Origin of the sequence: Pediococcus damnosus (assembly GCF_001437255.1) — a bacterium.
In the GTDB taxonomy this organism is placed as follows: Bacteria; Bacillota; Bacilli; order Lactobacillales; family Lactobacillaceae; genus Pediococcus; species Pediococcus damnosus.
Window position 1 is genome coordinate 1 of sequence record NZ_JQBD01000053.1, and the last position, 13,491, is coordinate 13,491.

At 36.4% G+C, this 13,491-nt stretch carries 11 protein-coding genes; 10 read left to right on the forward strand and 1 reads right to left on the reverse strand.

The genetic code is table 11. From position 1 onward, the window contains the following. Positions 1 to 130 precede the first annotated feature (130 nt). The 7 genes from IV84_RS07110 (at position 131) to pgmB (ending at position 9,018) form a co-directional block, all read left to right on the forward strand. Positions 131 to 1,387, forward strand: coding sequence for an ABC transporter substrate-binding protein (locus IV84_RS07110; protein ID WP_046871574.1), 1,257 nt, complete (start codon positions 131 to 133; stop codon positions 1,385 to 1,387). Positions 1,388 to 1,397: 10 nt separating this feature from the next. Beyond that, entirely contained in the window at positions 1,398 to 2,279 is an 882-nt protein-coding gene (locus IV84_RS07115) for a carbohydrate ABC transporter permease (RefSeq protein WP_046871575.1), read from the forward strand. Continuing rightward, entirely contained in the window at positions 2,279 to 3,154 is an 876-nt protein-coding gene (locus IV84_RS07120) for a carbohydrate ABC transporter permease (protein ID WP_080945529.1), read from the forward strand. The genes IV84_RS07115 and IV84_RS07120 overlap by 1 nt, the downstream gene beginning before the upstream one ends. 16 nt (positions 3,155 to 3,170) lie before the next feature. After that, complete coding sequence (locus tag IV84_RS07125; RefSeq protein ID WP_046871587.1) at positions 3,171 to 4,811, forward strand: glycoside hydrolase family 13 protein; 1,641 nt, start codon at positions 3,171 to 3,173, stop codon at positions 4,809 to 4,811. Between the two features lie 69 nt (positions 4,812 to 4,880). Continuing rightward, positions 4,881 to 5,984 (forward strand): ABC transporter ATP-binding protein, encoded by a 1,104-nt coding sequence (locus tag IV84_RS07130; RefSeq protein WP_056986320.1) that lies wholly within the window; start codon positions 4,881 to 4,883, stop codon positions 5,982 to 5,984. Positions 5,985 to 6,095: 111 nt separating this feature from the next. Continuing rightward, positions 6,096 to 8,357 carry a glycoside hydrolase family 65 protein gene (locus IV84_RS07135; protein ID WP_046871577.1) on the forward strand — a complete coding sequence of 754 codons (2,262 nt, stop codon included), beginning with the start codon at positions 6,096 to 6,098 and terminating at the stop codon, positions 8,355 to 8,357. A 1-nt stretch (position 8,358) separates the two neighbouring features. Continuing rightward, on the forward strand, positions 8,359 to 9,018 hold the full coding sequence (pgmB, locus tag IV84_RS07140) for a beta-phosphoglucomutase (protein ID WP_056986321.1): 660 nt from the start codon (positions 8,359 to 8,361) through the stop codon (positions 9,016 to 9,018). 112 nt (positions 9,019 to 9,130) lie between these two features. Here the strand turns inward: pgmB and IV84_RS07145 are convergent, their stop codons facing one another. Further along, positions 9,131 to 10,138: an aldose epimerase family protein gene (locus IV84_RS07145; RefSeq protein ID WP_046871578.1), complete on the reverse strand. Its 1,008-nt coding sequence runs from the start codon at positions 10,136 to 10,138 to the stop codon at positions 9,131 to 9,133. 261 nt (positions 10,139 to 10,399) lie between these two features. On the opposite strand from IV84_RS07145, the gene IV84_RS07150 reads away from it, so the two are divergent. The 3 genes from IV84_RS07150 (at position 10,400) to IV84_RS07160 (ending at position 13,461) form a co-directional block, all read left to right on the forward strand. Beyond that, entirely contained in the window at positions 10,400 to 11,074 is a 675-nt protein-coding gene (locus tag IV84_RS07150; RefSeq protein ID WP_052694509.1) for a CPBP family intramembrane glutamic endopeptidase, read from the forward strand. Between the two features lie 104 nt (positions 11,075 to 11,178). Continuing rightward, complete coding sequence (locus IV84_RS07155; protein WP_046871579.1) at positions 11,179 to 12,840, forward strand: glycoside hydrolase family 13 protein; 1,662 nt, start codon at positions 11,179 to 11,181, stop codon at positions 12,838 to 12,840. A 96-nt stretch (positions 12,841 to 12,936) separates the two neighbouring features. After that, positions 12,937 to 13,461, forward strand: a complete 525-nt coding sequence (locus IV84_RS07160; RefSeq protein WP_046871580.1) for a DUF4283 domain-containing protein — start codon at positions 12,937 to 12,939, stop codon at positions 13,459 to 13,461. Positions 13,462 to 13,491 lie beyond the last annotated feature (30 nt).

Here is a 13,491-nt window from a genome sequence, read left to right on the forward strand (position 1 = left end):
ACAAAGTTTCAAAATATATAATACGAGGGAGGTTGTTTATGAAAAAAATGAAAAAGTGGAAATGACTGTAGGGGTCGAAAAAAGTAGTTTGGAAATGCAATGAAAAATTCTAGTGAAGAAGGAAAATAAAATGAAGAAGAGTACAAAATTATTAGTTGGATTGGCAAGCATGCTTTCATTATCGTTATTACTTAGCGGATGTGGCAGTTCGTCATCCAAATCAACAACAATTCAGTTTTTCTCAACTAAGACGGAAAATGCAAGTACTTATAAGCAATTAATTTCTCAATTTGAGAAAAAGAATCCAAATATTAAAGTGCAATTATCATCTCCAAGTAATGCAGGAACAGTTTTAAAATCTGATCTTGCCAAAAATTCAATTCCTGATGTTATGGCAGTTGGCGGAGACGTAAATTACCAACAAGTACAAAAAGCAGGAGTTTTGGAAGATCTAAGCGGTGAGTCATTCACGAAGACAACAATGCCTGAATATCAGAAAATGATTACTTCAATTTCAAAAGGGAACAAGTTGGACGCTGTGCCTTATGCAACCAATGCATCTGGTATTGTTTATAACAAGACACTTTTTGCTAAGGCTGGAATTACTAAAACGCCAACTACATGGAACGAATTAATTACAGATGCAAAAACGTTAAAAGCTCATGGAATTACTCCATTTGAGATGCCCTTTCAAGATAGTTGGACAACAATGGGTGTTTTCAATCAATTAGATTCAAACATGATTAGCAGCTCATGGATTAATAAACGACTTGATAATAAGACAACGTTCCTCAGTTCACATAAAGGTGTTATGCAAAAGTATTTGACACTTTGTAAATATGCCCAATCAGATTACATGGGTACATCATACAATGATGGAACGAAAGCTTTAGCTGAAGGAAAAGCCGCTATGATGATTAATGGTAACTTTGTAATTCCACAGGCCAAACAGTTAAAGAAAAATATTAAATTGGATATGTTTAAGATGCCAGTTAATAATGATAGTAGTAAAAATAAAGTAACATCAGGTATTGACGTTGCTTTTGCAATTTCCAAGAAATCAAAGGTTCAGGCTGCTGACAAGAAATTTGTTAAATTTCTGATGAGTAAAAAGAATTCGCAGTTATATAATAAACAACAATTTTCGTTTTCCGCAATTAAAGGAGTTGCACAGAAAGACGCTTCTCTTGAAGGAATTTCATCGTATCTTACTAGTGGTAATGTTGTAAATTATCCTGATCACTATTATCCAGATGGTTTTGACATGACTGCAGTACTTACACAAACAGGTGTAAACCAATCTAAAGGTATGAGTGATTCGAAAAATATTACGGCAACTTTGAAGAAAGCTGACAAAGCGTTTGATTCGGCAAATGTAAAGGATTAGTGATGAAACAATGAAAAGTAGGAAAAAAGGGAAGAAGATACCACTTACTTATTACATGATGGTTGTGCCAATTGGTATTCTATTTTTCATTTTCCACACAGTTCCATTTCTTCGTGGAGTGTTTTATAGCTTTACTAATTGGACAGGATATGGTTCATGGAAGTTCGTTGGTTTAAAAAATTATTTATATATGTTTGGTAATAGTAATATTACGGATGCATATTGGTTTACTTTTAAGTTTGCTCTGTTCGCAACCATTTTGGTTAATGCTATAGCACTTGCTATTGCTATTGGTTTAAATAGCAATATTAAATTTCAGAGTCTTTTAAAAGCAGTTTACTTTGTGCCATACATGTTGGGGAGCTTAATTGTAGGTTTCGTATTTAAATTTATTTTTAGTAACCTGATCCCACAATTTGGACATCTTATTCATCTTCCAATTTTGTACAATAATATATTAGGTACAACACATGCTTGGATTGGTATCTTAATTGTTACTATTTGGCAAGGGCTTGCATTTAATACATTAATTTATTTAGCAGGTCTTCAATCAGTGGATCCAGAAATATATGAAGCTGCGGCCTTAGATGGAGTTGGGCCTTGGCAAAAATTTAGAGATATTACTTTTCCGTTGATTGCTCCCTTCTTTACCATTAATTTGGTCTTATCTGTAAAAGGATATCTAATGGTGTTTGATCAAATTATGGCAATGACTAATGGTGGGCCCGGGAACAGTACTACATCAATTTCAGTTGAAATATATACTCAAGGGTTCCAAGGATCACAGTTTGCTATTCAGTCTGCAAACGCGGTAGTTTTGTTCATAGTGGTTCTTGTAATATCATTAATTCAGCTAAGAATTTTAAATAAACGAGAGGAGAAACTAAGCTAATGCAGGCAAATGTAGAAGTTAAAAGTAACGAACCAAAACCAAAAAAACGTGCAAAAAATAAACACATTAACTGGACACTTACTAGTGTATTAATGGTTGTTGCAATTTTTGCAATACTTGGTCCAATTTATATAACAATTGTCATTGCGTTAAAGGATCCTTCACAGATGACCAACATACTTTCTTTACCCAAAAAAATACATTGGGAAAACTTTGCAAATGCTTGGTCAATGACGGATTTCCCTCGAATGTTTTTTAACACATTGTTTATCACTGTGGTGAATATTATATTCACAATTCTTACTAATTCAATGGCTGCATATGTAATCACCCGATATAGATTAAAAAATAAGTTTTTTAACATGATGTATTACTACTTTATCAGTGCAATGTTTATTCCGTTTAATGTAATTATGCTTCCTTTAGTTAAAGAAGTGAGTGCATTTCATATGGATAATATTCTAGGGATTACATTCCTATATATAGTGTTTGGATTACCTCAAAGTATCTTTCTTTATTCGGGGTTTGTAAAAGGAATTCCAACTGCTCTAGAAGAGGCCGCCATTATGGATGGTGCCAAACCATATCAGGTATTCTTTAAGGTCATTTTTCCATTAATGAAGCCTATGCATGCTACAGTAGCAATTCTTTCATTTATGTGGACTTGGAATGATTTTCTGATGCCATTAGTATTGTTAAGTGATCCACATCAGCAAACATTACAGTTAGCTCAATATGTATTCCAAGGACAATTTTCTACACAGTATAATTTAGCATTTGCTTCCTATGTTTTAGTTTTGTTACCGGTATTGTTGATGTATGTATTTTTCCAGAAGTACATCATTGCTGGAGTAACAAGTGGATCAGTTAAGTAACTACAAGGAGAGTATTGTGGAAAACAAAAACAACGAACATTGGTGGCAATCAGCGGTTGTCTATCAAATATATCCTAGAAGCTTTCAGGATTCGAATGGTGATGGAATAGGCGATATTCAAGGCATTATTAGCCGATTAGATTATTTAAAGAATTTGGGAATTGGAGCAATTTGGTTAAGTCCGGTATATAAATCACCTAACACTGATAATGGTTATGATATTTCAGATTATCAGGATATCATGCCTGAATTTGGTACTATGCAAGATATGAATCAGTTGATTTTTGAAGCAAAGAAACGTCAAATTAGAATTGTAATGGATTTGGTTGTAAACCATACTTCAGATGAACATAAATGGTTTGTTGAGGCAAAAAAATCTAAAGAAAATCCGTATAGAGATTTTTATATTTGGCGAGATCCTGTAAATGGCAAAGAACCTAATGATTTAAGGGCTTCTTTTGGCGGTAGCGCTTGGAAGTTTGATGAAAATTCTGGTCAATATTATTTTCATTTGTTTAGTGAAAAGCAACCGGATCTTAACTGGGAGAATAAACAAGTTAGAAATTCAATTTGGAAGATGATGAATTTTTGGATTGATAAAGGTATTGGTGGATTCAGAATGGACGTTATCGATTTAATAGGTAAACAACCTGATAAAATGATTACTGCAAATGGACCACACCTGCATGATTATTTGCAGGAAATGAATACTAATACGTTTTCTGGAAAAGATATGTTAACGGTTGGGGAAACATGGGGTGCCACGCCAAAAAATGCTGAGTTGTATTCCAATCCCGAACGACATGAGCTTTCAATGGTTTTTCAATTTGAACACAGTGTGTTAGACCAAGCTCAAGATGGTGAAAAGTGGGATTTAAAGCCACTTTGTGTTGCAGAATTAAAAAAGGTGTTATACAAGTGGCAGATTTCATTGAAACACGGATGGAATAGTTTGTTTTGGAATAACCACGATCTACCAAGAATAGTTTCTCGTTGGGGAAATGATTCTAAAGAATATCGAGTGAAAAGTGCAAAAATGTTTGCTATTCTTCTACACATGATGAAAGGTACACCTTACATTTATCAAGGTGAAGAAATTGGAATGACAAATTATCCGGTTAAGGATATATCTGAAGTGGATGATATTGAAAGCATTAATATGTATAAAGAACGAAAAGCTAAGGGATATGAAAAAAGCGAAATTATACATTCGATTAATGTAAAAGGCCGCGATAATGCCAGAACACCAATGCAATGGAATAACAAAAAAGAGGCTGGTTTCACAACGGGAAAAGCATGGCTACATGTGAATCCAAACTACAGTCAAATTAATGTTAAGCAGGCATTAGAAGATCCAGATTCAATTTTCTATACCTATAAAAAATTAGTTAATTTAAGAAAAAATTCAAAAACGCTTGTTTGGGGAGATTTTATTGAGATTAAGAAAGTTCCAGAAAATGTTTTTGCTTATGTGAGAGAAGATGTCGATCATAAATTCTTAGTGGTTGCTAATTTTGATCAAGAAAAGAATCAGCTAAATTTACCAGAGTATGGCATTCAAAAAAATATAATACTTGGAAATTATAATGAAAAAATAATTGATCTATCTAGTTACGAATTGAAACCGTATGAATCCTTTGCAATTCAAGTGAAATAAATTTTCTTATATTGATACATTAGTTTAATAAAAAAAGTTACCAAATTAAAACCTAAAGGGGATGTCATAATGGTTGAGATTAATTTAAAGCATATTTATAAGGAGTATGATGGGAACTCTTCATATTCGGTAAGTGATTTTAATTTAGACATTAAAGATAAAGAATTTATTGTTTTTGTTGGACCTTCTGGTTGTGGAAAATCTACAACCCTACGGATGATTGCTGGCTTGGAAGACATTACTGATGGAGATTTGGTAATGGATGGAAAAGTAATGAACGACGTTGCACCTAAAGATCGAGACATTGCAATGGTTTTCCAAAACTACGCGTTATATCCAAATATGACAGTATTTGACAATATGGGTTTTGGATTAAAAATCAAAAAAATGCCTAAAGATGAAATACAAAAAAAGGTAGAAAATGCAGCAGAAATTCTTGGACTAACTGAATTTTTACAAAGAAAGCCAGCTGCATTATCTGGTGGTCAGCGCCAGCGAGTTGCACTAGGACGAGCAATTGTACGTAATCCTAAGTTGTTTTTGCTGGATGAACCTTTATCAAATTTGGATGCTAAATTACGTGTACAAATGAGAACGCAGATTGCACAGCTACATCAAAGGCTGCAAACAAACATGATCTATGTAACTCATGATCAAGTTGAGGCTATGACTATGGCTGATAGGATTGTCATTATGAATGATGGAAAAATTCAACAAGTAGGGACACCTTCGCAACTTTATAATGAGCCTGTTAATAAATTTGTAGCAGGGTTTATGGGATCACCTGCAATGAATTTCTTTGATGCTACCTTACGTGATGGTCACGTGGTTAACAATAAGGGATTAAATGTTGTTGTACCAGAGGGACGATTGAAGAAGTTAGTTGATCAAGGATATAACAACAAAAAATTGGTAGTCGGTATCAGACCAGAGGATATTCATACTGAACAAGTTGCCATTCAAACAATGCCTGATTCAGTGGTTGATGCAACTGTTGTAGTTTCAGAACTATTAGGTGTTGACTCAATGCTATATTCTAAAACCGGCGATACGGAATTCGTCGCACAAGTTAATGCAAGAGATTATCATGAGCCAGGAGAAAGCGTAGAAATGGCCTTTGAGATGAGTAAAGCACATTTCTTTGACATGGATACACAATTAACCATTGAATAAATAAAGTAAAAAGGGATCAGGCGTAAGTCTTGCCTGGTCCCTTTTTACTAAAGGAATATGGTTTTGCTGAAAGCAAAATATACATTATATGACGAGGAGGAGTAGATACTCATGCAACGAACTTTTGAGATCGATCCATGGAAAATTGTTACGCATAAATTAGATAAAAAAAATAAACGACTTCAGGAGTCCATGACTAGCATTGGCAATGGCTATATGGGAATGCGTGGGATGTTTGAAGAAGACTATTCTGCTGATACACACTCCGGAATTTATGTTGGCGGGGTTTGGTATCCCGATAAAACAGTTGTCGGCTGGTGGAAAAATGGTTATCCAAAGTATTTTGGTAAGGTAATCAACGCAGTTAACTTTGATAAAGTAAATGTGTGGTTGGACGATCTAAAAATTGATTTAGCCAAGATGGCAATTAAGGATTTTGAACTATCCTTGGACATGCAGACGGGAATTTTAACCCGTAAATTTACCTTAACAGAACAAGATAAGAATGTCCGTTTCACTATTCGACGCTTTGTAAGCGTTGCCCAAAAAGAACTTTTTGATGTTGATTATCAAATTGAAAACTTAGGCAATCAACCAGTTAATGTGAAAATTGTTTCCGATCTTGACGCTGATGTTTTTAATGAAGATGCCAACTATGACGAAAAATTCTGGAATCTTAAAACTAAGAAACAAACTACCAATTCGGGATATCTAATCGCAGAAACAAAGCCTAACAATTTTGGGACGCCACGGTTTACAGTTGGCATGGAAATGACGCACAAAACGGATCTTAAAGCAGTTGACCAGCCTGAAACAGAGCAGCAAGTTTCAAACAAATTTACAGGTCAGATTGAGGCACACGAATCTGTGAAATTTGAAAAACGGGTGATTGTTGTGACGTCGCGGGATTACGATGACGAAGCAACCCTCAAGGCTGGTATGCAAGTTTTAACTCAAAAAATTTCAGGAATTACACGTGACAGCTTGGTGGAAGATCAATCGAAGGCCTGGGCAAAACGCTGGGAGAAAGCAGATGTGCAAATTACCGGCGATGATGCTGCACAACAAGGGATTCGATTCAATCTATTCCAATTATTTTCGACATTTTACGGCGAGGATAAGCGCCTGAATATTGGGCCTAAAGGTTTTACGGGTGAGAAGTACGGTGGCGCAACTTATTGGGACACCGAAGGATTTGCGATTCCCCTCTATCTTTCACTTGCTGACAAAAAAGTATCAGAAAATTTGTTAGAGTATCGATATAATCAGTTGGCGGGCGCTTTTCATAATGCCCGTGAACAGGGCCTTAAAGGTGCTTTATACCCAATGGTGACTTTCAATGGAATTGAGAATCATAATGAATGGGAAATCACGTTTGAGGAAATTCATCGTAATGGCACGATTGCGTATGCAATATATAACTATACGCGGTATACCGGTGATGAAACGTATCTCAAAACCAAAGGAATTGATGTCCTAACCGCAATTTCACGTTTTTGGGCGGATCGCGTCCATTGGTCAAAACGAAATGGTGTTTACATGATTCATGGTGTTACTGGGCCAAATGAATATGAAAATAACGTGAATAATAATTGGTACACAAATTTATTGGCACAATGGACTTTAAAATATACGTTGGAAACCTTAAGAAAAGTGAGCGACGCAAAGTTAGCTCAACTAGATGTTTCTGATACTGAAAAGGCGCATTGGCAAGATATTATTGATAAAATGTATCTCCCTGAGGATAAAAAACTTGGCATCTTTATTCAAAACGACTGCTTTTTAGATAAGGATTTAGAGCCGGCTTCATCGATTCCAAAGGATCAATTACCAATCAATCAGCATTGGTCCTGGGATAAAATTTTACGTTCACCTTACATTAAACAAGCAGATGTCCTTCAAGGAATTTGGTATTTTATTGATCAGTTTCCTGAGGACGTAAAGAAACGTAATTTTGATTTCTATGAGCCTTTGACTGTGCATGAATCTAGTCTTTCGGCCTCAGTGCATGCAATTTTGGCTGCTGATCTCCACTATGAAGATAAGGCCGTTGAAATGTATGAGCGAACAGCACGACTAGATTTAGATAATTATAACAATGATACTGTTGATGGGTTGCATATAACGTCGATGACAGGCAGCTGGTTGGCGATTGTTCAGGGGTTTGCAGGGATGCGTGTTCAGGATAATACATTATCATTTAAACCATTCTTACCTAAAAAATGGACTTCCTATCAATTTCGAATTAACTTCCGCGATCGCTTAATTGAAGTTCAGGTTGATCGAAATGGAACCGAAATCAAATTATTAAAAGGGAAACCTGTGAATGTAAAACTAAATGGTGAAGTTTTGAATTTAGTAGGAGGCCAGTAGTATGCAAGGCGTTTTGTTTGATCTTGATGGGGTTATTACCGATACGGCTAAGTTTCATTTCAAGGCTTGGAGTCGCTTGGCCAAAGAAAAACTTGGTGTGACGTTACCTGCGAGTTTCGAAAGTGATCTTAAAGGAATCAGTCGGATTGATTCTATGAATCGCATTCTAAAATTTGCCAAAATGGAAAATAAATATTCGGCAGATGAAGTTGATGCAATGGCTCAGTATAAAAATGAGTTGTATCTAAAAGAGATTGGTAAACTTACACAGACGGATATTTTTCCTGGCATCGAGAATCTTTTGGATGAACTGGCAGTTAACAAAGTAAAGCTGTCGGTTGCTTCGGCGAGTAAAAATGCACCGTTTATTTTGGAAAAACTTGGACTACGAGAACAATTTGATGCAATTGCAGATCCAGCCAAGGTAGCTCATGGGAAACCGGCCCCAGACATTTTCCTTGAGGCGGCAGCTAAGATCGATGTGGATCCAACTAAATGTGTTGGAATTGAAGACGCAAAGGCTGGCGTAGAAGCGATTAAATCCGCTGGTGCTGTCGCTGTCGGTGTTGGTGATTCGAATGATTTGAAGGAAGCTGATTCAGTGGTCGCAAGTACTGAAGAGTTAACTTATTCAGTATTGGAACAAGCATTTCGAAAATAAATATAAAAAATCCTGCAACTTTTCAAAGTGCAGGATTTTTTGAATAGATTGGAATCGGTTTGCAGAAATCTAATCCTCATAGCTTAAATCGTAACTGGCAGTTGGTCATTAACTAATTAAATGTATACGTGTTTTGATAAATCAGTGGATTGTCGGGGGTAATGACAATATTACCAAAATCCGGATGATTAGGTGCGTCGGGTAACATTTGGGGTTCAATGGCTAATCCTAATTGTGAGGTCATTTTACGATTGCCATCAACCAAAAAATCACCTTCAAAACCAGTGGTAGAAAATAGAATCATTGAATTTGAATCTGTATGAATTGCAACCCGCCGACCGGATTCTGGGTCGAAAAGCTTTAATTGTGGTTGACCACTCGCTACTTGGTTTAGTTTGAAAGGGGTATCTAATCCATTTGGTAATTTTTCTAGAGCTTTACCCAAGTCAGTGGTTTTACGAAAATCATATGGTGTACCAGTTACTGATAATAATTCGCCCGTTGGCACGTTATTTGAATCTGTTTTAGCTACTGCATCTGATTGAACGTCTAATTTATGATTATCGATAAGACGTTTGGCATTTCCCGATAGATTGAAGTAAATATGAGTCGTGGGATTAAACAAAGAAGTCACGTCTGTTTTGCCAAAGTAAGTAATTGTGAATTTGTTGGTCTTATCTAACACAAACATTGCGGAAATAGTTAAGCGACCAGGGTAGCCATTTTCACCAGCAGGGCTTACATAACGTAAAACCACCCCAACCTGCGTATCCGTGCGAATTTGTTTGATCAATCCCCAGCGTGAATAACTGATTGACGGGTGATCCCCACCGTGGATATGATTTGGATCACTATTTTTATCTAATTGATGTCCCTCCCAGGTTGCGTTGCCTAAGCGACCAGCAACCCGAGCCACGCTTGCGCCAAAGTAGTCATGATGTTTCGCGTAATCATGAGAATGCATGAAACCTAATGTGATATTTGCGACGTTGCCCTTTTTGTCAGGGGTGTTGATAGCGACAACGGTAGCTCCAAAATCGCTAATTACAACAGAAACATTATGGTCATTAGTTAAGGTAAACCAGGTTGATTTATTGTGCACTTGTTGGGAAATTTTCATTAAAAAGCCTCCATATTTATGTGTTGGGTTGAACGTGCCAAAAAATATTAGTGTTTGCTTCGATGCTGGTTGTCCTTAACGAATAAAAACGGCAACAAGGTAACTAGTTATTTTTCAAAACATTCCATAGTATTAAGAATACCGCAACCGCTTTCAATAGTGAAGTGACGTGATTAAATTTCGGAGTTTAATTATGAGTTGCGTTTGAGAGCGGTAACGTCTAAACTAAAATCAACCTTAGAACGAGATGGAGGGATTCTGATGACAATTAATTGGAAACAAATTTTTTTAAACATCTTAAAATTTATCGGAATGTTTGCCATCTATCAAATTGGTACCATTCCATTGCAGATGGCGTATTTAATGCCAAGTAATCAAACTTTTGTGTTGATCGCGTTTGTAATGTATTTAATTACCACGGTCCTGATGTTGGTGCTGTTCATTCAGATGTATACGGCCCAACTCAAAACGCATAATTTGGCCCACTTTGGGCGCACCAAACCGACTAAAAGAATCACAATTTTTATGGGCATCGTCGTGATTGTCTGGATTTTATTTATCGCATTGCAAATCTATTTAAATCAAAGAAACGCTTTGCCGCAGTCGGCTAATCAGCAAACAGTTGTGGAGTTCTCAAAAGCGATGCCGGTCTGGATGGCATTGGATGCGATCGTTTTTGCACCAATTATTGAAGAAATCTTATTTCGAGGATTCTTCTTTAACTGGTTTTTTAACTCATCGGACAAAAGAATTCAACTTCTTGGCGTATTTTTTAGTGGGGCTGTTTTCGGGGCAGTGCACGATATTAGTAGTTTTTTAGGTTGGTTAGTATACGCAGTCATGGGATGGTTATTGGCACTCACGTACGCATATACCAAGGATATTCGTTACAATATTGGACTGCATATGTTTAATAATTTGATCTCGCTTATTTAAGTTAATAAAGGCTAATAATCGGGATAATTGAAACCGATCTCAATACGGACCATAATGAGTGTTGAGTGAGTTTTAAATTTTAAAATACAAAGGAGTTTTTGTTCATGGAAAAACACTGGTGGCAAGAAGCAGTAGTCTATCAAGTTTATCCGCGAAGTTTTCAAGACACGAATGACGATGGAATTGGTGATTTGAATGGTGTTACTGAACATTTGGATTACATCAAAAAATTAGGGGCCGATGTCATTTGGTTGAATCCAATTTATCAATCACCAAATGATGATAACGGCTATGATATTGCTGATTATGAAAAAATTATGACTGAATTTGGAACCATGGCTGATTTTAATCGGTTACTAAAAGCAGCTCATGATAAAAAATTGAAAATTATGATGGATTTAGTTGTTAATCATACTTCTGATGAGCATCATTGGTTTGTGGAAAGTCGCAAGAGTCTGACCAATGATTATCGTGATTATTATATTTGGCGCGATCCTAAAAATGATCAAGAGCCTAATAATTGGAAAAGTGCGTTTAGTGGATCAGCATGGCAATTTGACGAGGCAACTGGTCAGTACTATTTACATTTATTTTCAAAAAAACAACCCGATTTAAACTGGGATAATTCTGATGTCCGAAAATCGGTATTTGATATGATGCATTTCTGGCTTGATAAGGGGGTTGATGGCTTTCGAATGGATGTCATTAACTTAATTTCGAAGCCGGAGGGATTACCTGATGTGAAAACTGAAGGCCAAACAAACCTAGCAGCCAACGGGCCACATGTGCATGACTATCTAAAGGAAATGAATGACAAAGTTTTATCCCATTATGATGTGATGACGGTCGGGGAAACTCCGGACGCAACGACTAGGGATGCCATTCGATATACTGGTTTTGATAGTCATGAATTAGAGATGGTTTTCCAGTTTGAACATATGGGACTGGATGCCAATGAGGATGCAGCTCTAGGAAAATGGAGCACCAATAGTGTTAAGCTGACCGATTTAAAGCAGGTCATGTCAAAATGGCAAATAGATCTAAATGACAAGGCTTGGAACTCGCTATACTGGAATAACCATGATCAGCCACGGGCCGTTTCACGGTTTGGAAATGATCAGGGCAAATATCGAGCATTGTCCGCCAAAATGTTGGGGGCAACCTTACATTTCATGCAGGGAACACCTTATATTTATCAGGGTGAAGAGCTCGGCATGACAAATGCTAAGTTTAAGAGTTTGGATCAGTACCGTGATATCGAAAGTTTAAATGCTTATCACGAATTTGTGGATCAAAAGCAGCTTGTAAGTTCCACACAAATGTTGAAGTATTTACAGCATTCTTCTCGTGATAATGCCCGAACACCAATGCAGTGGGATGATACTGACAATGCTGGTTTTACTAAGGGAATCCCTTGGTTATCAGTAAATACTAATTACAAGAAGATTAATGCGGCCCAAGCAGTAAATGATAAACAATCAGTGTTTAACTTTTATCGAAAGATGAATCTGTTACGCAAACAGTATGAAATTATTGTCTATGGTGATTATCAATTGTTGGATCCAGATGATGATCAGGTTTGGGCATTTACCCGCCATCTCGGGGATCAAGATTTACTGGTCATTAGTAACTTTACGGAACGGACGGTGCAACGTTGGTATGATTTGAGTCAACAAAGCAACAAAACTGAATTAATAAGTAACTATGCGGATGATGAAAATGAAACTTTGCGTCCGTATGAATGTAAGGTTTATCTCATTCAATAAAATTACTTAAAAGTTTTTCATGCACTTTCGACGATTAGTTGTATAATAGAATTTTATGAAATGAAATCGCTGATTAATCAGTGTAGGAGGTTTGAAATGCTTTACCAATATCCAGCATTAGCAAAGATTAACGAAACAGGAAAATCAATCGAAGTGAGCAATCAAAGTGTGATTCAGAGTTTACCCGGTCTCAATGGGGTGGATTATTTTGTAAAACACAAGAATCATCATGATTACTATGCGTTTGTTGATAATGGTAAGCAAGGTGGAGCAGTTGTTCATACCGATAACTACAGTGATTTAGGATTTGTTTTGATTGAAACACCACTTTCAGATTTTTATTTGGATATTAATCCAGAGACAAATTTAAGTGAAATGTACGATGGTGCCGGAATCGTAACTGATTTTACCGATGCGGTAGAAGAAGACGAGATTAAAACAATGTGGACTAAGTTTACAAATTCATCTGATGAAGACTTGGAAAATAGTGATGTTTATAAAGAATTAGATAAGTATGTCAGCCAATATTTAGAATTGGATGAAGAAACTGAAAGAAAAGTCAACCTTTCGATTATTCGCGTGGCAATCTTACGACTTAGCCAGGATAGTGTGGAAGAATAAAGGTTCTTCGTCAACTGTTGTTGGTGAACA